This is a genomic window from Exiguobacterium sp. s157, assembly GCF_018618205.1.
GTDB classification, from domain to species: domain Bacteria; phylum Bacillota; class Bacilli; order Exiguobacteriales; family Exiguobacteriaceae; genus Exiguobacterium; species Exiguobacterium chiriqhucha.
The window spans coordinates 341250-361054 of record NZ_JACSLQ010000001.1; the positions used below are offsets into that span (position 1 = coordinate 341250).

Consider the following 19805-nt stretch of genomic DNA (forward strand, 5'->3'; position numbering starts at 1 on the left):
AAATGTGTAGAATTGTGCGTGAACCGTTAAAGATTTGGGAAAAAAGTAAGAGTTGTAAAGCGTCGATATTGTTAAGCATGCTCAAATGTGAACATTTTGCGAACTCAAGCATTGAAACATTACAGCGCTATATAAAATCATTATGATAAGGGTATCCAAGGGAAATCATCTGTGATGTTGCGCGATAGACATTGGTTTAAAGCGCTAGAGAGAGATAGGAGGTAATCAATAGATGTTTCAAGATCCTGTCCTGATGAGCCGGGCGTTAACGGCACTCACGTTGGGTTTCCACGTGATATTTGCCACAATCGGCGTCGGGGTTCCATTACTCATTTTATTGGCAGAGTTTCTAGGTATTAAAAAGAAAGATCCGAAATACACCTTGATGGCCCGTCGGTGGTCACGGGGATATGTCGTCACAGTAGCGGTCGGTGTCGTGACAGGTACGGCAATCGGGCTCCAGCTGTCTTTACTTTGGCCGAACCTCATGCGGGTCGCCGGTCAAACGATCGCACTTCCACTGTTCATGGAAACGTTCGCCTTCTTCTTTGAAGCGATCTTCCTCGGGATTTATTTGTACACGTGGGATCGATTTAAAAACCCGTGGCACCATATGCTAGTCGGGATTCCAGTCGCGGTCGGTGCCTTGTTCTCAGGGTTCTTCATTACGACCGTCAACAGCTTCATGAACCAGCCGGTCGGATTTGATATCGTCGACGGTCGACTCGCCAACGTGAGTCCAATCGAGGCGATGTTCAGCCCGGCGATGCCGACCAAAATGGCGCACGTCTTGACGTCGGCCATTCTGACATCGGCGTTCATTTTAGCTGCTATCGCCGCTGTCCAGTTGCTCCGTCAGCGACGGAACCAACTCGACAAGTTATCAATCGAGTATCATAAAAAAGGTCTTCGCTTGACGATGACCGTCGCGCTCATCTTCGCGATTGCGACTGCACTCGTCGGAGACTTCTCAGGTAAATACTTGGCGAAGTACCAGCCGGACAAATTGGCGGCTGCGGAGTGGCATTTTGAAACCTCCTCGGAGGCCGAGCTGATTCTAGGCGGATGGCTCGAGGAAGACGGAGACGGCGGTTACGAAGTACGTGGCGCCTTGAAGATTCCGTACGCCTTGTCAATCCTAGCGGGCGGTGTGCCGAACTACGAGGTGACCGGTCTTGATGAATTTGCGAAAGAAGATCAACCTCCACTATTCATCCACTACCTGTTTGATGCGATGGTCGGGATTGGGATGTTGCTGGCATTGATTTCGTTCTTGTTCGTGCTCGGACGGTATATCAAGCGACTGCCTCAATTCAGTAAACCGATGCTCATCGCCATCGCCGCAGGCGGTCCGCTCGCGATGATGGCCATCGAGTTCGGTTGGTTCTTCGCAGAGTTCGGTCGCCAGCCTTGGGCGCTCTATGATTTGATGCGCACGAGTGAAGCGGCGACGACATCGGCAAACGTAGGATGGATGCTTATCGCCTTTGCGATCCTGTATGCAGTTCTTGGCGTGGTCACGGTACTCGTCTTGACTCGTCTGTTCAAAGACAACCCAGTAGGGAAAGAACTAAAACAATCGGAGCTTCGCGGTGAAGCGATGTTCGCGGATGAAGTGTGATCGGAGGGTATGACATGCAGATTCAAGAATTAGGGATTGCCGTACTATGGACGTTTTTGTACGGCTACCTCATCGTCGCATCGATTGATTTCGGTGCCGGCTTCTTCGCTTTCTATAGTAAGTACACGAAGCGGGACCAAAAGATCAACCGTCTGATTGCACGGTATTTATCGCCGACGTGGGAAGTGACGAACGTGTTCTTCGTCTTCTTCTTCGTCGGGATCGTCGGTTTTTTCCCAGATACGGCTTACTATTACGGGACGGCGCTTCTCGTACCGGCCTCGGTCGTGTTGATTCTGTTGGCGATTCGCGGTAGTTTCTACGCGTTTGCCAACTATGGATCAAAAGAGAGCACGTTCTATATGTTCTTATATGGGGCGACTGGGCTGTTAATCCCGGCCTCGATGTCTACCGTTCTTACCGTCAGCCAAGGTGGATTTATCAATGAGACCGAGTCGGGCGTCTTCTTTGACGGCATGAAGTTGTTCACCAACTTCTACTCTTGGACCGTCGTCACCTTGGCAATCGTGTCGGTGCTCTATATCAGTGCCATGTTCCTCTTGTTCTATGCCGATAAGGCGCGTGACGCTCAGGCGGTCCCACTCGTTCGAAAATGGGCCTTGTTCTGGAGCGTTCCGACGATTGTCGCGTCGGGCCTCGTCTTCTTCGGGTTGAAGTCGCAGGCAGCTTGGCATTATGAGAGCATCTTAGCGGGCAACTGGTGGTGGTTCGCTGCAAGTTTCATCTTCTTCGCTGTAGCCGTTGCACTCGTCTACATGAAGCGAAACTACGGCATCGCGTTCTTGATGGTCATGGGTCAGTTCTTTATGGCCTGGTTCGGATACGGATATACGCACTTGCCGTACATTCTTTATCCGTACATCGACATCAACGGAAGCGTCGTCAACGAGTCGATGGCCATCGCCCTCGTCGTCGTCTTCATCCTCGGATTGCTCTTGCTCGTACCGGCGCTGTATCTCTTGCTACGCCTGTTCTTGTTCGACAATGACTATGTACGCGGAAAGCGTTCGAGTGGTAAAGCGTAAAGACCGGATATTCCGGTCTTTTTTTATATAGTTTTTTTGAGGGGAATCGGTTACACTGTACGAAGAATCGGGAACAGAAACAGCGTAGGAAAGGGATGTATGAAATTATGACAGGTGAATTTGCAGTCATCGGATTAGGACGGTTTGGCGGCTCGATCGTTCGGGAACTATCGGCGAACGGTTATGACGTGTTGGCGATTGACGCGGATGAAGAACGCGTCAACGAGTTTATGGGATTGGCGACACATGCGGTCATCGCGGACACGACCGACGAGAACGTATTGAAAAGTCTCGGCATTCGCAACTTTGAACACGTGATCGTGGCCATCGGTGAAAACATTCAAGCCTCGATTTTGACGACACTCATTTTAAAAGAGCTCGGTGTTCAAATCATCACGGTCAAGGCGACGAATGATTATCACGAGAAAGTGCTGCGCCGCATCGGGGCCGATAACATCGTCCACCCAGAGCGCGACATGGGCATCCGGATTGCGAACGGATTGATGAGCCAAAGCATCCTTGACTACCTCGAGCTCTCGAACGAGCACTCGATCGTTGAAATCAAGGCGTCGGACAAACTGTCGAACAAGTCGCTCATCGATTTGGACCTTCGCGCCAAATACGGCGTCAACATCGTCGCGGTCCGCCGCAATGATGACGTCATCATCTCACCGCAAGCCGACGAGATGATTTTGCCAGAGGACATCTTGATCATCATCGGGAAAGATACGGACTTGGATCGACTCGAACGCACACTTCGGTCCAGATAAAAAAACGAGAGGCGCGCGCCTCTCGTTTTTCATTAAATGAGTTTCATTGATTTTAAGCCGTACTCGATTCCATCTTCGAGAATCGATTTCGTCACGAAGTCGGCGACTTCTTTCGCTTCGACCCGGGCATTGCCCATTGCGATGCCCGTTCCGACGTATTGAAGCATCGCCAAATCGTTCAAAGCGTCGCCGAACGCGTACGTGTTCTCGAGCCGATAGCCGTTCGTCTCGATGAAGTGACGGATACCGTCGGCTTTACTGGCGCCACGATTGATGACGTCCATGGCGTGCGGATGCCAGCGGATGAAATCAAACTCGCCGTACGCATCCAAATAGTGATGTTCTTCTTCAGGCGTGCAATACAGGAGCGTCTGATAGACGGCCTGTTCGATATGGAAATTCGGATCATATGTCGGAATCGGCATATCAAGTTCTCCGAGTGACTGCTCGACGACATGGTCGTTCGCTTTCGTGGCACCGCCACGGTGTTGTCCGAGATAGACGAGCGTATGGTCGTTTGAGCCGGCATGTTCGGTCAAGCGACGGAGCGCGTCGGTCGGCAACGTGTTCCGATAGACGACCTCGCCTTGGTGGACGACGATTTGTCCGTTGTAGCAGACAAAGCTGTCGATGCCGAGCTGTTCTGGGATATCAGACAGCATCGCCGGGCCACGCCCTGTCGCGATGAACGTCTCGACGCCGTTGTGGCGTAGCTGCTGAATGGCCGCGATCGTCGAAGGGGGAATGTACGACCCTTCATGGAGCAACGTGCCATCGATGTCAAAAAAGACTACTTTCTTATCTTCCATTTTTCTTCACCATGCTTTCTCTGTCTTGATTAAGTCAGTTGTATACTAAAAAGCATAACACGAAATCGAGAAACCGCCCTCAATCTTACGTCAATAGTGAAATATTGTCACAATATGAGCTATAATGAAGAAAGAATCTTACGGAACGTAATTATATTGCGAGAATCACTTATGTTTCACATAGATGAACATCAACTACTTGTAGTAAGGAGAGATTAAATGAAGTTTGTAAAGAACCACCAAACAGCTGTGTTCGCACTAGGCGGACTCGGAGAAATCGGGAAGAACACGTACGTTGTTCAATTCCAAGATGAAATCATCGTCATCGATGCGGGCGTCATGTTCCCGGAGGATGACTTGCTTGGAATCGACTACGTGATCCCTGATTACTCGTACTTGATTAAAAACAAAGATAAAGTCAAAGGGGTATTTATCACCCACGGTCACGAAGACCACATCGGCGGCATCCCGTTTCTCTTGAAACAAGTGAAGCTTCCGATTTACGCGACGAAACTCGCGCTCGGCTTGATTAAAGTGAAACTCGAAGAGCACGGATTGCTCCGCGAGGCGGAACTGCATGAGATTGACGAGGACGCCATCGTCAAGTTCAGAAAGACGAGCATCTCGTTCTTCCGCACGACCCACTCGATTCCGAACTCGCTCGGTGTCGTCGTGAAGACGCCACAAGGGAATATCGTCCATACCGGCGACTTTAAGTTCGACTTCACACCGGTCGGCGAACCGGCTGATATCGCCAAGATGGCAGACATCGGGAAAGAAGGCGTGCTTTGCCTCTTGTCCGATTCGACGAACGCAGAAGTCGAAGGCTTCACGATGAGTGAAAAAGTTGTCGGCGGCACGATCAGTGAGACGTTCCGGAAAGCCGAAGGGCGCGTCATCTTCGCGACGTTCGCCTCGAACATCTACCGCCTGCAACAAGTCGTCGACGCTTGTGCCGAGACGGGCCGTCATTTGGCCATCTTCGGCCGTTCGATGGACAAGGTCATGACGATCGGGCAAGAGCTCGGCTTCATCAACGTCCCGAAAGGCATGATCGTCGAAGCGAATCAGTTACGGAACTACGAGCCGCATGAAGTGGCGATTCTTTGTACCGGTTCGCAAGGTGAGCCGATGGCTGCACTCAGCCGCATCGCCAACGGAACACACCGTCAAGTATCGATCATTCCTGGCGACACGGTCATCTTCTCGTCATCTCCGATTCCGGGTAACGCCATCTCGGTCGGGAAAACGATCGACCAATTGTATAAAGCCGGCGCGGACGTTGTTTACGGAAAATTGACGAACATCCACACGTCGGGTCACGGGTCGCAACAAGAGCAATTGCTCATGATCCGCTTGCTCAACCCGAAATTCTTCATGCCGATTCACGGGGAGTATCGCATGTTGGTGAAACACGCCGAACTCGCCGAATCGGTCGGCATCCCGAAAGAGAACAGCTTCATCATGGATAACGGTGAAGTGCTCGCCGTCGACGCCGACTCGGCCGCCATCACCGGGAAAATCTCGGCCAACGCCGTGTACGTCGACGGGAACGGCATCGGGGACATCGGCAATATCGTCTTGCGCGATCGCCGCATCCTTTCAGAGGACGGACTCGTCGTCGTCGTCATCAGCATCGACGGCAAGACGCGTAAACTCGTCTCAGGTCCGGATATCATTTCACGCGGCTTCGTCTATATGCGCGAATCGGGCAGCTTGATTCGTGACGGCGAGCGCTTGCTCAAGAAGACGGTCGAGCAAGGGTTGTCGAACAAACAGATGAAGTGGTCGGAGTTGAAACAACTCGTCTCGGATACACTCACGCCATACTTGGCACAAAAAACACGAAGACACCCAATGGTTCTTCCGATCATCATGGAAGTATGAACGAGCGGGCTGTAGGGGACTACAGCCCGTTTTTTAGAGCCCGATTATAAAGGAGATGGTGTCTGATGGAACGCAAGAAACGGAAGAACGGTTGGTTGAAAGGGGGCCTGGCCGCATTCGCCTTACTCTTCCTCATCACGATGGTATACCATCAAGTCAAACCGTTGCCGGACGGCGTGTCGCGTGCGTCGGAACCGGTCGCGATTTCGGATGACCAAATCGATTTTTTATTTGATTTGACGTATCAAGGGGAAGACACGGAAGTGAACGAGCAAGAGATTTTTCAAGACGTCGAGCGGTCAATCCGCGAGGCGCGGGAATATATCGTCATGGACTTTTTCTTATTCAACCCATATTCGAATGAAGACCGGCAATATCCGGACATCACGGCCAAACTGTCATCGGCTTTGCTCGAACAGATGGAAGCCTATCCGGACATGAACGTCGTCTTAATCACGGATGAAATCAATACGACCTATAACGGACACGCGTCCGATCATCTCGACGTCTTGAAGGAAGCGGGCGCGGAAATCGTCTACACGAACCTCGATGCGCTCCGCGACCCGAACATCTTATACTCGACGCTGTATCGGATCGGGTTCCAATGGTTCGGGGACAGCCAGAACGGCTGGTTGCCGAACCCGATGGCCAAATCGGCACCGGACATCACGATCCGGTCGTATTTACGGCTGTTGAACGTGAAAGCGAACCACCGCAAAGTGATGGTGACCGAGAATGACGGCTTCGTCTTATCGGCCAACCCGCATGATGCGAGCGGGTATCATTCAAACGTCGGGGTGCGGCTCGATGGCCCGATTTTAGCGGACATCCTCGAAGGGGAGGAAGCGATCGCGACGTTCTCGAAAGGGGATGCCGAACGTTTCCCGAGCGAGGAGAAACTCGCGAATCTGCGCGACGAGCCGTCGGAAGGCCCGATGCAAATCCGCTACGTCACGGAATCCAAGATTCAGGACGCCGTCATCAAGGCGATGGAAGAAGCGGAATCAGGTGAGACGATTTGGATCGGCATGTTCTACTTGGCCGACCGAAACATCATTCAAGCCATTCATGAGGCCGCCGAGCGCGGCGTCTTCGTCAAACTGATTCTTGACCCGAATACGAACGCGTTCGGGCGCGACAAGTCAGGATTGCCGAACTTGCCGGTCGCCGCGGAATTGAACACGGTGAACCCGGAGCAAATCGAGATTCGGTGGTACGAAGTCGGCGAAGAGCAGTACCACCCGAAGATGCTGTACGTGGAAGGGGACCGTCGAGTCGTCGTCATCGGGTCGGGCAACTATACGACCCGCAACATGAACGATTACAACTTGGAGGCGGATGTCGAAGTCGTCACGACCGAGGAGACAGCGTTCATCCGCGAGGTCGACGGGTACTTCAAGCGTCTCTGGAACAACGAGCAAGGAACGTATACGCTCGCCTATGATGAGATTCAGACCGATTTGCCAATCGGAAAGTATGTGATTTATTGGATCCAGAAACTCACTTGGACGATGACCTACTGACACAAGCCCGCCTTCCTGTGAAGGTGGGCTTTGTTGTGGACGGGCTACCATCGACATGACGACGAACAAAACCCGCCCTCATAATATGTGAAGGCGGGTTTTCATCATTTCGTTTCGACTGGATTGAATTCGTTCGTGAACTCGTAAAGGAACCGGCCCGTGTCGCGGAGGACGTCTGTCTTCCGGTGGAGCGAGAAGTGATCGTATGGGACGGTTTCCGTCTCGATGTTGTTCGTATATTCTTCGAGCAAGAGCGAACTCGCTGGCTCAATCAAGTTGAACTCGCCACCGCGTCCCGAGAAGGAGAACACTTGGACGGAGCGTGGCCACGTCTCAAGTTTTTCTTGGAACGCCTGCAACCCGTCAGAACTCGGGGACAAATCCCGGATGGCAGGACTGCCGGTATTGATCCCGAAATTACTGGCGGACAGACCGAAGTTGGCAAGTCGTGTTCCGGCGAACGGACTATCATACGTCACGAACTTATCGACGATGTATTCGTCTTGATTCAAGATATAGTTCGCTGCCGCCACACCGCCCATGCTGTGACCGATCAAATACATCCGGTCGAACGAACGGTTTCGTTCCTGTTTATAGCGTTCGATCGCCGCATTCAACCACTTCGTCTGGTTGTTGAGCGATGCCTCGGCATCCTCATATTCAATCCGGACAATCGGTCGGTTCGAGCTGTAGTCATTGATGACGCAATCGGCCGCGCCTTTCACCGTCACGGTACAGAGCGCACCATCTTTCGCCAGCCCACGCTGTTCCATATACTGCGAGAAGCGGAGGAATGTGCGGTCGGTCCCGAGCAAGCCGTGAACGGCGAACGTCGGGATGAACTCGTCCGTCTGCGCCGCCTGGCGAATCGCCTCAGATTTCCGTTCCGTCGTCAACTCGTCTCGAATCGTCACGATCATCAACGCGAGGGTCAAGACGAGGATGAAGCCGCCGAAGATGCGAGAACGAATCGACGTCTTGTCCGGATCGCCGACGTTTTGACGATATTTCCGCCAAACAAAGAAAGCGACCAGGCCAAGGACGACGATGATGACGCCTGTGATAATCCACGCCTTGACGTTCGGCACGTGGGCGACGAGCGTCATATTATTTTGACGGCCACCGTAAACTTGCCACTCGACATGTTTCATCGACCGTACATCGAGTCCAGTACCGTCTTCGACGAACACCCCGGTCGGCACGGTCAGATTGAACCGGATATCGGCTTGACGAACGTAACGTTCGGCCAGTTGTTTCGGGGAGCCGCTTAAATTCAGACCTGGCAAATCGACGCGGTCGAGCCGCAGGTCGAGGTTCGTGTTCATGACGTATGAGTCAAACCAAATCCCATCTTCTTTGTCGACATCAAACTTCATATCAGGTGGGACGAGGATACCGGCCGGGCCGGTCTTCCACTCCTCTTTAATGTTTTGGAGGTCATCGACGTTGTCGAACGTCTTCTTGAGCACCATGCCTTCATAGTCGTCTTGACTCGAGTAGTCACGTGTCGCATACCCGTTCTCATTCGCCTGTTGTTTCCATGTATCCCAATCGAGCCGCAAATTGAGCAGCTTCATGACCGGATGGTCGCGGAAAGCATACGTCGTCTCTAACGTGACCGATTGGTCGTAGTGGACGGTCGCATCATATTCGATTCGGACACATCCCCCGATTAAAAGAAACAGAAATGGGAATACTAACAACAGTGCCTTTTTCTTCAAGCTCGTCACCTCAAATCGGCTCACCGTAGGTCTCTAACGGGTTAGTCGTGTTGATGCGGTCGTAGAAGAGCACCCCATCTAAATGGTCGAGCTCATGTTGACAGACGATGGCGCGCATACCGCGGAGCCGCAATTTAATCGGGGCGCCGTCACGGTCGAACCCTTCGATTGTGATGCGACGATAGCGGGGGACGTTGCCTTTGACGACACGGTCGACAGAGAGACAGCCTTCACCGCCATTCAAATACGTCTGTTCGACCGAGTGACTCGTAATCTTCGGATTGAAGATGGATAGTTTGAACGTCTCTTCTTCTTCATGGAGCAAGACCGTGAAGAAACGGCGATTGACGCCGAGTTGTGGTGCGGCGATGCCGACACCGCCCCGAAGTTCATACTTCGCGCTCATCTCTGGATCTTGGCTGTTGACGAGGAACGTCTCCATCTCGTCGAGTAGCGCGAGGTCTTCTGCCGTCGGTGGGACCGGCACTTCGATTGAGCGGGCGCGGAGCCGCTCGTCTCCTTCACGAATCACATCTTTCATCGTTAACATGCAAAACTTCCTTTCCCATTGCGATATGACCAATTATATCATATTTATTAGTCATTTCGCTTAGATGGTACAGAAGGTGAAATGAAAATGATACAGAGGCGAAATAAGGGAAAAGATGTGTTGATGTAAGCGTTTTTATAGAGTGAGCATATTTTTTGCGTTATTATAACAACCCGTTTTATACTGACTAGGAAACGGCAGGATAAGTGTAACTTTCCTGAATCACGTTAATACAGATTGCTTTTTTGGACAGATACACTTAAGATTTGAGGTAGTGTTTGATCACAAAAAAGACAATTGTCTCATAGTTGAAAGGATGAGGTGAAACGAATGAACAACGTTCAGGTACTTCAAAACGTGGAAGAAAACTTCCAAACGTTCCGTATTCTCGACGAGAAGGGCGAGGTCGTCAACCAAGACGCAATGCCAGATGTAACGGACGAGCAACTTCAGGAGCTTATGCGCCGCATGGTCTATACACGAATCTGGGACCAACGTGCCATCTCGCTCAACCGTCAAGGACGCCTAGGTTTCTACGCGCCAGTGGCTGGTCAAGAAGCAACGATGATCGGGACGCAATATGCGCTCGACAAACAAGACTGGATTCTTCCAGGCTACCGTGATATCCCGCAACTCGTATTCCACGGACTTCCGCTTTATCAAGCGTTCTTGTTCTCACGTGGTCACGTCGCAGGTAACCGTATTCCTGAAGACGTTAACGTCTTGATGCCGCAAATCATCATCGGGGCACAAATCATTCAAACTGCGGGTGTGGCAATGGGCCTCAAACGCAACGGCAACACAAACGTCGCCATTACTTACACGGGTGACGGTGGTTCATCACAAGGTGACTTCTACGAAGGATTGAACTTCGCAGGTGCATTCAAATCACCAGCCATCTTCGTCGTTCAAAACAACCGCTTTGCCATCTCGACACCTGTTGAGAAGCAAACTGCAGCTAAAACGATCGCGCAAAAAGCTGTCGCAGCGGGAATCAACGGAATCCAAGTTGACGGAATGGACGTTCTTGCTGTCCTCGCCGCAACACAACAAGCGCGTAAAGACGCACTTGACGGAACTCCGACGCTCATCGAAGCACTCACATACCGTTACGGACCACATACGCTCGCAGGGGATGACCCAACGCGTTACCGTACAAAAGAACTCGATACAGAGTACCAAGAGAAAGATCCACTCGTTCGTTTCCGCCTCTTCCTCGAAGGCAAGAAGCTTTGGAGCGAAGACATGGAGAACGAAGTCATCGAACAAGCGAAAGCAGACGTGAAAGAAGCGATCAGTCTCGCTGACAAAGAACCAAAACAAAAAGTTTCGGACTTCATCAACAACATGTTCGAAACACTTCCTTCAAACTTGAAAGAGCAGCTTGAAGAATATACAGCAAAGGAGTCGAAGTAAGTTATGGCTCAAATGACAATGATCCAAGCGATTACTGATGCGATGCGCGTTGAAATGAAGCGCGACGAGAAAGTACTTCTTTTCGGAGAAGACGTTGGTAAAAACGGTGGGGTTTTCCGTGCAACGGAAGGTCTCCAAGACGAGCTCGGCGAAGACCGTGTCTTCGACACGCCGCTTGCTGAGTCTGGTATCGGTGGTCTTGCCATCGGTCTCGGTCTTACAGGCTTCCGTCCGATCATGGAAGTTCAATTCTTCGGATTCGTATTCGAAGTGTTCGACTCGATCGCAGCTCAAATGGCGCGTATGCGTTACCGTTCAGGCGGCGCTTACAGCCAGCCAATCACAATCCGTTCACCATTCGGTGGCGGTGTTAAAACACCAGAACTTCACGCGGATAGCCTTGAAGGCTTGATGGCTCAGACACCTGGTCTTAAAGTCGTCATCCCGTCAACGCCATACGATGCAAAAGGTCTTTTGATCTCAGCAATCCGTGACAACGACCCAGTCGTATTCCTCGAGCACATGAAACTTTACCGTTCATTCCGTGGCGAAGTTCCAGAAGGCGAATACACGATCGAGCTTGGAAAAGCAGACGTGAAACGCGAAGGAACTGACGTTTCGATCATCACTTACGGTGCAATGGTCCACACGTCACTCAAAGCGGCAGAAGAGCTCGAAAAAGAAAACATCAACGTCGAAGTCATCGACCTCATGACAGTGAGCCCGCTTGATATCGATACAATCGTCGAGTCTGTTAAAAAGACTGGCCGTGCAATCGTCGTTCAAGAAGCACAACGTCAAGCAGGTATTGCGGCTAACGTCGTAACTGAAATTCAAGAACGCGCAATTCTTCACCTCGAGGCACCAGTGCTTCGTGTAACTGCACCAGACACAGTCTTTGCTTTCGCACAAGGTGAAGACGCATGGTTACCTGACCATAAAGATGTCGTTGCAAAAGTTAAGGAAGTTATCAACTTCTGATCGTGTTCATTTAACGATGAGGGAGAATTGTCTCCCTCATTGTGTTTACATGATTAATTGATGGGAGGAAAAACCAGTGGCAGTATTTGAATTTAAATTACCAGACATCGGTGAAGGAATTCACGAAGGTGAAATCGTCAAGTGGTTCGTAAAAGCAGGGGATACAGTAAAAGAAGATGACATTCTTCTTGAAGTACAAAACGACAAAGCCGTCGTTGAGATTCCTGCTCCAGTTGATGGAACAGTTAAAGAAGTCAAAGTCTCTGAAGGTACAGTTGCGGTCGTCGGCGACGTCCTCATCACGTTCGATATCGAAGGTGACGCACCAGCCGGTGAAGAAGAAGCAGCTCCTGAACAGCCTAAAGCTGAAGAGAAGACTGAAGATGTGAAAGAAGACGTGAAAGAAGACGGCCCGCGTGAAGTTCAACTTCACAAATCGGAGCGCGTCATCGCAATGCCTTCAATCCGCAAGTACGCTCGTGAAAAAGGCGTCGACATCCGTGAAGTCCAGGGTTCTGGCGACAACGGCCGCGTCTTGAAAGAAGACATCGATGCATTCGCAAACGGAGAAGCACCAACAGCAGAAGCTACAACAGAGAAAACAGAATCTGTAGCTCCAGCAGCGGCTGCGAAAACGGAAATCAAACCTTACGAGTCAGCAACGCCTGAACTCGAAACGCGTGAGAAAATCCGTGGTATCCGTAAAGCGATCTCGAAAGCAATGGTTAACTCGAAGCACACAGCTCCACACGTTACACTCATGGACGAAGTCGACGTCACGAAACTCGTCGCACTCCGTAAAGAGTTCAAACAAGTGGCTGCTGACCAAGGCGTGAAACTCACGTACTTGCCGTTCGTCGTTAAAGCATTGACTGCTGCAGCGAAAGCTTACCCAGCGATCAACGCGTCAATCGACGATGTGAACGAAGAAATCGTCTACAAAAACTACTACAACATCGGTATCGCTGCTGATACGGACAACGGTCTCGTTGTTCCTGTCGTCAAAGAAGCGGACCGTAAATCAATCTATGCACTCGCTACAAACATCAATGAGCTTGCCGGTAAAGCACGTGAAGGCAAACTTGCTGGGGACGACATGAAAGGCGGATCGATCACAATCACGAACATCGGTTCAGCTGGTGGACAATGGTTCACACCTGTCATCAACCACCCAGAAGTTGCAATTCTCGGTATCGGTCGCATCGCTGAAAAAGCTGTCGTTAAAGACGGTGAAATCGTCGCAGCTCCAGTCCTCGCGCTTTCATTCAGCTTTGACCACCGCCTCATCGACGGTGCAACAGCTCAAAACGCACTCAACATGGTGAAACGCTTGCTTCAAGATCCAGCACTTCTAATGATGGAGGGATAAGAACATGGTAGTAGGAGAATTCGCACAAGAAACTGATTTGCTTGTCATCGGCGCCGGTCCTGGTGGATACGTCGCAGCCATCCGTGGCGCACAACTCGGCCTTAAAGTCACGATCGTCGAAAAAGGAAACTTTGGTGGCGTCTGCTTGAACGTCGGTTGTATCCCATCGAAAGCATTGATCACTGCTGGTCACAACTTCCAGCACGCTAAAGGTCACTCTTCAATGGGGATCACGTCTGATAACGTGTCAGTCGACTTCACAAAAGTCCAAGACTGGAAACAGTCGGTCGTCAATAAATTGACTGGTGGCGTCAAAGGCCTTTTGAAAGGTAACAAGATTGAAATCGTTCAAGGTGAAGCTTTCTTCGCATCTGAAGACACAGTACGTGTCATCACAGAAGATAGCTCGACTCCTTACAAGTTCAAAAAAGCGATCATCGCGACTGGTTCAACACCTATCGAGATTCCATCGTTCAAATGGTCAAAACGCGTCCTTTCTTCAACTGGCGCATTGGCTCTTCCTGAAGTACCGAAGAAACTCGTCGTCATCGGCGGCGGCTACATCGGTATGGAGCTCGGCACAGCGTACGCGAACTTCGATACAGAAGTCGTCGTCGTTGAAGGCGCAAGCGACATCTTGTCTGGCTTCGAGCCACAAATGACGCAAATCGTCAAAAAGAAACTCAAACAAAAAGGCAACGTCACGATTCACACGAACGCTCTTGCAAAAGGCGTCGAGGAAACAGAAGACGGCGTCACAGTTAAGTTTGAAGTGAACGGCGAAGAGCAGTCTGTTGAAGCGGACTACGTCCTCGTCACAGTCGGCCGTCGTCCAAACACTGGCGACATCGGTCTCGAAAACGCGGAAGTTAAAATCAGCGACCGCGGCATCATCGAAATCGACGACCAGTGCAAAACGTCGAACGAAAACATCTACGCAATCGGCGACATCGTACCAGGACCACCGCTCGCGCACAAAGCTTCTTACGAAGCGAAAGTCGCAGCGGAGGCAGCTGCCGGTAAGCCAGCTTACCTCGACTACTCAGCAATCCCAGCGGTCGTCTTCACTGATCCTGAACTTGCAACAGTCGGTTACACAGAGCCACTCGCAAAAGAAGAAGGACTTGAGATCACAGTATCGAAATTCCCATTCGCAGCGAACGGCCGTGCCCTCGCTCTTGACGAGCCAGACGGCTTCATGAAGCTCATCACGCGTAAAGAGGACGGTCTCTTGATCGGTGCTCAAATCGCGGGAACTGGCGCTTCAGATATGATTGCCGAACTTGGTCTCGCCATCGAAGCAGGCATGACTGCAGAAGATATCGCGCTTACAATCCATGCTCACCCATCACTCGGTGAGATGGCAATGGAAGCGGCAGAAATCGCAATGGGTATGCCAATCCACGTCGTTAAATAAGTCAAAAGCTCTCTCGCTTACTCGCGAGAGAGCTTTTTTTTTACGTAATGGACGGTCCGTTCGACTTCTCGGAAGCCGATGCGTTCATGGAACCGTTGGCTGCCGTCGTTCTCGACTTCCGTATCGGAGGCGAGCTCGTCGCATCCTTTCGACCGGGCGTAGGCGGAGGCGGCTTCGACGAGCCGTGTCGCCAGGTCTTGCTGCCGCGCGGTTTCGACGACATAAATCCTTTCTAAAAAGGCGGTCGGGGAAGAGGTCGTTCCGGGGACGTAGTCATGACGGAAGCTGAGCTGGCAAAAGCCGACCGCTTCATCCGTTTCCGCGATAAAATAGTGCATCTTGCCGGAACGGATGCCGAGCCGGACCTCAGGTGTCAGTTCGGCGACGGGCGCGTCTGGCCACAGTTGCCGCATGAGAGCTACCAGTTCAAGGCAATCTTGTTCGTTCGCTTTTCGAATCTTCATAAGTCGTCCTCCTTATGTTTCGTACGTTCAGTATAAAGGAAAATAAGGAATGAAGTGAGAAAGGAGGGAACGATGATGGCGTTCGATGAAGAATTGTTATATACCGTCTCTGAGACGAGCCGTGTCCGCTTCACGGGAATCGAGACCGAGACGTCACGTTATGATTTCGGCTTTGTGTATACGCATCAATTCATGGGAAAAGTGCTCGTCGTCTGTATGCAGACCGGGCAGTCTGCCCTTCTTGACATCCATGCGCTCGAAGAACCGAGACAACTGTATCCGATGCTCGGGATCGCGTTGCGTGATACAGATCACGTCGCCGAGTTTTTACGACTCTGTCTGGACGAAAGTGGGCAAGAACAAGAACAATCGCCAAATTCTACCCTTGAAAAAATGTAAGCGTTTTCTTATAATGGTACGTAGGGGAAGCAATTCGATCATCATAAGCACCTTTTCTTTTGATGACACAAAGCGAGCCGGTCCATGTGGACCGGCTCGCTTTCGTCTTAACGGATGGCTTTCGTCTGTTGGATGACTTTAATCATTTGAAGCGACTCGTCTTCAAGACCTTGGACTGGAAGACCGGCCTCGATGTTCGCCATGATATAGTCGAGCGTCGATGTCGTGATCAACTCACCCGGGATGATGATTGGGATTCCTGGCGGATACACCATGATGAACTCGGCCGAGATGCGTCCGACGGCGTTCTCGAGCGGAATCGTTTCCGTCTCCTCGTAGAACGCGTCACGCGGGCTGAGCGCGAGCGGTGGGATCTCAGGGAGCATGATCGATAGCGAATCGTTCCCGGACTGGTCGTACACGGATACGACGTCTCGCATGCCGTCAATCAACGCTTGAATCGTCGACTCGTCGTCGGCGCTCGTCACGATGAACAGCACGTTCAACAGATCCGACATCTCGACTTCGATTCGATGCGTCTCGCGCAAGTACTTCTCGACTTCAAAGCCGGTGATGCCGAGCTCGCGGACAGAGACGAGGATTTTCGTCTCGTCGAGCGCGTACGTCGACTCTGAGTGAAGTTCGGCGTGACCGTATACCGCTAAGTGCGGCATGTTGTCGATGGCCGTACGAGCCGAGCGGGCGAGCGTGAGGGCACGTTCGTTCATCGCCTCTCCTTTCGTCGCCAATTGACGACGGGCCGCGTCGAGCGACGCGAGGAGGAGGTAAGACGTCGACGTCGTCGTGATCATCGACAGCATCGCATGAATCCGTTCCGGCGAGACGAGACCACGGCGGACGTTCAAAATCGAACTTCCCGTCATCGAGCCGCCGAGTTTGTGCACGCTCGTGGCCGCGACGTCCGCTCCGGCTTGCATCGCCGAGAGCGGGAGCTCGTCGTGGAACGGCAAGTGGACACCGTGCGCCTCGTCAACGAGGACCGGTACGTCTTGGGCATGGGCGACGGCGACGATGCGCTCTAAGTCACCGGCGATGCCGAAGTAGGTCGGGTTGATGACGAGGACCGCTTTCGTGTCCGGGTGCATCTCGAGGGCGCGTTCGACGGCGCTTGCTGTGATCCCGTGGGCAATCCCGTACGTCTCATCATATTCCGGATGGATGAAGACCGGATGGGCGCCGGTCAAGATGAGGGCGGACATGACGGATTTATGCACGTTCCGGGGAACGATGATTTTCTCGTTCGGACCGACGACGCCCATGATCATCGCCATGATGGCACTCGACGTCCCTTGGACCGAGAAGAACGTCTCGTCGGCACGGAACGCCTCGGCGGCGAGGCGCTCGGCCTCGGCAATCGACGCTTTCGGATGATGGAGATCGTCGAGCGGCGCGATGTTGATCAAATCGATCTTCAAGGCGTTCTCGCCGATGAAGTCACGGAACTGAGGGTCCATCCCTTTGCCGCCTTTATGGCCAGGGATATGGAACGCGATCGGGTTCGTATCCACGTGCGTGAGCAACGTGTCAAAGAGCGGTGTCTCGAGCTGTGTAGCACCTTTAAGTTTCAATAGTAAGTCCTCCTTGATAACAGTGTGTATATAGGTTGTCGGTTTAGTTTCAAACTTTGGGCAATCTGAACATTTCGATTCAAAAACAATGCAACAAAAAAACTATAGTGATTTCTATCCCAACTTGCAATAGTTTTTTTTGTTGATACAATGGTTGTCGAGGTGAAGAATATGCAAATCAACTATCCGATCAATCCGGACTGGACGACAGATGAACTGATTGAAGTCGTCGAGTTCTATAACCAAGTCGCCTTGGCCAATGAAGGCGGTGTCGACCGCGAGTCGTTTTTGGACGCATATCGGTCGTTCAAACAGATCGTGACGTCGAAGTCAGAAGAGAAACAGCTGAGCGCCGTTCACGACGAGCAAACCGGATACTCTACCTATCGTACGGTCCAAGCGGCCCTAAAATCAAATGCAAAGATTATAAAGTTGTAATGGTTGGAAAGCATGGGAGAACGGAACCGTTTTCTCGTGCTTTTTTTGTTATTTCTCTTATAAATAGGGTACATATCATTAACAGTTCAATCAGGTTTAGGCTTAGTTGAAATGGGAATATACTCACTAAGATAAAAAATTCAAAATAGTCAGACAATTCTCTTTCTTTTTTGAATCTCATCTGATATACTCAATTCAACTCACTAAACCGTAACTTGTAGCCCAACTAAAGGAGTGTGGCATCTCATGAAACAAGTGATCGAGGCATTCAAAAGAAAAGACGCAGAAAAACGGATTCCGGTGCTGCGCTTAGAGATTGATTATGAATTGGCAACGCTCTTCGATGCAATGGCGTCACAAGATGATGCCACTGTCCAGGCTAGCAAGCATCGGTTAGAGAAATATCGCCAAGAACTATTGCGTCTCGAAGCCTGACCCACAACCACCCATTCAACCAGTATTCCATGCGGATACTGGTTTTTGTTTGGTACAATACATAATAGAGGTGATAAACATGTTGGAATGGTTCGCGATTGACTTGATTAAACAGGCAGGGGAGTATATCCGCTTACAGATTGACGAGAGCTATCGAATCGAACGCAAGACGGGGAAAGGTGATTTGGTCACGGAAATCGATCGGGCCGTCGAACAGTTGATTGTCGACCGGATTCGTGAGTCGTATCCCGAGCATCATATTATCGGGGAAGAGGGTATCTCGACGGAACCGGATGATTTGTCGGGAACGGTCTGGTTCGTCGACCCGATTGACGGCACATTGAACTTCATCCATCAAAAGCGGATGTTCGCCATCTCGATTGCCATCATGGTCGATGGGGTCGTCGAATACGGCTTCGTTTACGATGTGATGGCGGATGAGCTGTTCGTCGCACGCCGTGGCGTCGGGACGACGCTGAACGGCCGGAAACTCCCGACCATCAAAGAGCATCACGTCCGGGACGCTTTCCTTAGTATGAATGCGACATGGGTGACGCCGAACCAGCAAATCGCACCGGAAGTGCTCGCACCGATCGTGCGCGACTCGGTCGGCACGCGGGCGCACGGAGCCGCCTCGCTCGAGCTCGCCTGGCTCGCAGCGGGACGGGTCGACGGCTATATCACGATGCGCAATATGCCGTGGGACTACGCCGCCGGTAAACTGCTCGTCGAAGAAGTCGGCGGACGCGTCGTCTCGATTTATGGGGAGCCGGTCCGTTATGACGGCAAGACGTCCGTCCTCGCGGGAAGCGAGACGTTCGTCAAAGACGTCGTGAAGCATTACGTCATCGCCAAGGGCGCGACCCCTGAAGTGAAGCCGGACTTGCAAATTGGAATCAACGGGTCTTACGACCGCGTCCGTGACTTGCTCGTCCTGGCCAACCCGAATGAAACGATGGTCCGCGATCAATACAAAGCCGGGACGACATATGAGGCCACGCTCGGCGGGGAACGTGTCGGGGCGTACATGCTCGTCAAACGCAGCGAGACGTTAATCGAGCTCGTCAATATCGCCGTCAAACCGGAACGGCAGAACCAGACGATCGGGCAACGCCTGCTCCAAGACGCGATTCGTCGGGCCGAGAGCAGCGGGGCGAAGCAAATGCTCGTCTGTACGGGCAACTCGAGCATCGTCCAGTTGCGCTTCTATCAACAAGCCGGTTTCCGCTTTGAATCAGTCGAGCGGGATTACTTCCCGGACCACGGTTATCCGCCAATCGAAGAGGACGGGCTCGCCTTGCGTGACCGCATCTGTCTGAAGCGCGACCTATAAGCGTGGGCGCAAAAAGGACAAAATCATAAAGAAGGCC

General features: G+C 51.7%; 18 protein-coding genes. 13 read left to right on the forward strand and 5 right to left on the reverse strand.

What is annotated here, in order from left to right; all coding sequences use genetic code 11:
• The first annotated feature begins 232 nt into the window (after window positions 1-232).
• The 3 genes from KNP67_RS01800 to KNP67_RS01810 all read left to right on the forward strand — a co-directional run bounded on the left by KNP67_RS01800 (window position 233) and on the right by KNP67_RS01810 (window position 3437).
• Window positions 233-1621, forward strand: a complete 1389-nt coding sequence (locus KNP67_RS01800) for a cytochrome ubiquinol oxidase subunit I (RefSeq protein WP_214755764.1) — start codon at window positions 233-235, stop codon at window positions 1619-1621.
• A 14-nt stretch (window positions 1622-1635) separates the two neighbouring features.
• Complete coding sequence (locus tag KNP67_RS01805; RefSeq protein ID WP_021066987.1) at window positions 1636-2667, forward strand: cytochrome d ubiquinol oxidase subunit II; 1032 nt, start codon at window positions 1636-1638, stop codon at window positions 2665-2667.
• Window positions 2668-2774: 107 nt separating this feature from the next.
• Window positions 2775-3437 carry a potassium channel family protein gene (locus tag KNP67_RS01810; RefSeq protein ID WP_029595762.1) on the forward strand — a complete coding sequence of 221 codons (663 nt, stop codon included), beginning with the start codon at window positions 2775-2777 and terminating at the stop codon, window positions 3435-3437.
• A 32-nt stretch (window positions 3438-3469) separates the two neighbouring features.
• Here KNP67_RS01810 and KNP67_RS01815 read toward each other — a convergent pair whose 3' ends face one another.
• On the reverse strand, window positions 3470-4246 hold the full coding sequence (locus KNP67_RS01815) for a Cof-type HAD-IIB family hydrolase (RefSeq protein WP_214719506.1): 777 nt from the start codon (window positions 4244-4246) through the stop codon (window positions 3470-3472).
• A 219-nt stretch (window positions 4247-4465) separates the two neighbouring features.
• Here KNP67_RS01815 and rnjA point away from each other — a divergent pair, with 219 nt between their 5' ends.
• Both rnjA and KNP67_RS01825 read left to right on the forward strand, forming a co-directional pair.
• Window positions 4466-6133: a ribonuclease J1 gene (rnjA, locus tag KNP67_RS01820; protein ID WP_021066990.1), complete on the forward strand. Its 1668-nt coding sequence runs from the start codon at window positions 4466-4468 to the stop codon at window positions 6131-6133.
• Between the two features lie 65 nt (window positions 6134-6198).
• Window positions 6199-7656 (forward strand): phospholipase D family protein, encoded by a 1458-nt coding sequence (locus tag KNP67_RS01825; protein ID WP_214755765.1) that lies wholly within the window; start codon window positions 6199-6201, stop codon window positions 7654-7656.
• Between the two features lie 104 nt (window positions 7657-7760).
• Here KNP67_RS01825 and KNP67_RS01830 read toward each other — a convergent pair whose 3' ends face one another.
• Window positions 7761-9386: an alpha/beta hydrolase gene (locus tag KNP67_RS01830; RefSeq protein WP_029595760.1), complete on the reverse strand. Its 1626-nt coding sequence runs from the start codon at window positions 9384-9386 to the stop codon at window positions 7761-7763.
• A 1-nt stretch (window position 9387) separates the two neighbouring features.
• Window positions 9388-9927: a peptide deformylase gene (def, locus tag KNP67_RS01835; RefSeq protein ID WP_021066993.1), complete on the reverse strand. Its 540-nt coding sequence runs from the start codon at window positions 9925-9927 to the stop codon at window positions 9388-9390.
• Between the two features lie 330 nt (window positions 9928-10257).
• On the opposite strand from def, the gene pdhA reads away from it, so the two are divergent.
• The 4 genes from pdhA (at window position 10258) to lpdA (ending at window position 15110) form a co-directional block, all read left to right on the forward strand.
• A complete protein-coding gene (gene pdhA, locus KNP67_RS01840; protein WP_021066994.1) occupies window positions 10258-11343 on the forward strand; it encodes a pyruvate dehydrogenase (acetyl-transferring) E1 component subunit alpha in 1086 nt (361 codons plus the stop codon).
• A gap of 3 nt (window positions 11344-11346) precedes the next feature.
• Window positions 11347-12324: an alpha-ketoacid dehydrogenase subunit beta gene (locus KNP67_RS01845; protein WP_021066995.1), complete on the forward strand. Its 978-nt coding sequence runs from the start codon at window positions 11347-11349 to the stop codon at window positions 12322-12324.
• A 76-nt stretch (window positions 12325-12400) separates the two neighbouring features.
• Complete coding sequence (locus tag KNP67_RS01850) at window positions 12401-13693, forward strand: dihydrolipoamide acetyltransferase family protein (protein ID WP_021066996.1); 1293 nt, start codon at window positions 12401-12403, stop codon at window positions 13691-13693.
• Window positions 13694-13697: 4 nt separating this feature from the next.
• Window positions 13698-15110: a dihydrolipoyl dehydrogenase gene (lpdA, locus tag KNP67_RS01855; RefSeq protein ID WP_021066997.1), complete on the forward strand. Its 1413-nt coding sequence runs from the start codon at window positions 13698-13700 to the stop codon at window positions 15108-15110.
• A 17-nt stretch (window positions 15111-15127) separates the two neighbouring features.
• On the opposite strand, the gene aac(6') is transcribed toward lpdA, so the two are convergent.
• Window positions 15128-15574, reverse strand: a complete 447-nt coding sequence (gene aac(6') / locus KNP67_RS01860; RefSeq protein ID WP_214755766.1) for an aminoglycoside 6'-N-acetyltransferase — start codon at window positions 15572-15574, stop codon at window positions 15128-15130.
• Between the two features lie 75 nt (window positions 15575-15649).
• Here aac(6') and KNP67_RS01865 point away from each other — a divergent pair, with 75 nt between their 5' ends.
• Window positions 15650-15973, forward strand: coding sequence for a DUF3055 domain-containing protein (locus tag KNP67_RS01865; RefSeq protein WP_021066999.1), 324 nt, complete (start codon window positions 15650-15652; stop codon window positions 15971-15973).
• A gap of 107 nt (window positions 15974-16080) precedes the next feature.
• Here the strand turns inward: KNP67_RS01865 and KNP67_RS01870 are convergent, their stop codons facing one another.
• A complete protein-coding gene (locus tag KNP67_RS01870; protein WP_214752308.1) occupies window positions 16081-17562 on the reverse strand; it encodes an aminotransferase class I/II-fold pyridoxal phosphate-dependent enzyme in 1482 nt (493 codons plus the stop codon).
• 171 nt (window positions 17563-17733) lie between these two features.
• Here KNP67_RS01870 and KNP67_RS01875 point away from each other — a divergent pair, with 171 nt between their 5' ends.
• The 3 genes from KNP67_RS01875 (at window position 17734) to KNP67_RS01885 (ending at window position 19768) form a co-directional block, all read left to right on the forward strand.
• On the forward strand, window positions 17734-18000 hold the full coding sequence (locus tag KNP67_RS01875) for a UPF0223 family protein (protein ID WP_021067001.1): 267 nt from the start codon (window positions 17734-17736) through the stop codon (window positions 17998-18000).
• 246 nt (window positions 18001-18246) lie between these two features.
• Window positions 18247-18435, forward strand: a complete 189-nt coding sequence (locus KNP67_RS01880; protein ID WP_015881266.1) for a hypothetical protein — start codon at window positions 18247-18249, stop codon at window positions 18433-18435.
• Between the two features lie 79 nt (window positions 18436-18514).
• The gene (locus tag KNP67_RS01885; RefSeq protein ID WP_214755767.1) at window positions 18515-19768 is read left to right on the forward strand and encodes an inositol monophosphatase family protein; all 1254 of its coding nucleotides are present in this window, start codon (window positions 18515-18517) and stop codon (window positions 19766-19768) included.
• Window positions 19769-19805: the final 37 nt, after the last annotated feature.

What these genes read in the sequence shown, in the direction of transcription:
- KNP67_RS01800 (WP_214755764.1), top strand. Translation starts at nt 233, where the DNA reads ATGTTTCAAGATCCTGTCCTGATGAGCCGGGCGTTAACGGCACTCACG.
- KNP67_RS01805 (WP_021066987.1), top strand. Translation starts at nt 1,636, where the DNA reads ATGCAGATTCAAGAATTAGGGATTGCCGTACTATGGACGTTTTTGTAC.
- KNP67_RS01810 (WP_029595762.1), top strand. Translation starts at nt 2,775, where the DNA reads ATGACAGGTGAATTTGCAGTCATCGGATTAGGACGGTTTGGCGGCTCG.
- KNP67_RS01815 (WP_214719506.1), bottom strand. Translation starts at nt 4,246, where the DNA reads ATGGAAGATAAGAAAGTAGTCTTTTTTGACATCGATGGCACGTTGCTC.
- rnjA (WP_021066990.1), top strand. Translation starts at nt 4,466, where the DNA reads ATGAAGTTTGTAAAGAACCACCAAACAGCTGTGTTCGCACTAGGCGGA.
- KNP67_RS01825 (WP_214755765.1), top strand. Translation starts at nt 6,199, where the DNA reads ATGGAACGCAAGAAACGGAAGAACGGTTGGTTGAAAGGGGGCCTGGCC.
- def (WP_021066993.1), bottom strand. Translation starts at nt 9,927, where the DNA reads ATGTTAACGATGAAAGATGTGATTCGTGAAGGAGACGAGCGGCTCCGC.
- pdhA (WP_021066994.1), top strand. Translation starts at nt 10,258, where the DNA reads ATGAACAACGTTCAGGTACTTCAAAACGTGGAAGAAAACTTCCAAACG.
- KNP67_RS01845 (WP_021066995.1), top strand. Translation starts at nt 11,347, where the DNA reads ATGGCTCAAATGACAATGATCCAAGCGATTACTGATGCGATGCGCGTT.
- lpdA (WP_021066997.1), top strand. Translation starts at nt 13,698, where the DNA reads ATGGTAGTAGGAGAATTCGCACAAGAAACTGATTTGCTTGTCATCGGC.
- KNP67_RS01865 (WP_021066999.1), top strand. Translation starts at nt 15,650, where the DNA reads ATGGCGTTCGATGAAGAATTGTTATATACCGTCTCTGAGACGAGCCGT.
- KNP67_RS01875 (WP_021067001.1), top strand. Translation starts at nt 17,734, where the DNA reads ATGCAAATCAACTATCCGATCAATCCGGACTGGACGACAGATGAACTG.
- KNP67_RS01880 (WP_015881266.1), top strand. Translation starts at nt 18,247, where the DNA reads ATGAAACAAGTGATCGAGGCATTCAAAAGAAAAGACGCAGAAAAACGG.
- KNP67_RS01885 (WP_214755767.1), top strand. Translation starts at nt 18,515, where the DNA reads ATGTTGGAATGGTTCGCGATTGACTTGATTAAACAGGCAGGGGAGTAT.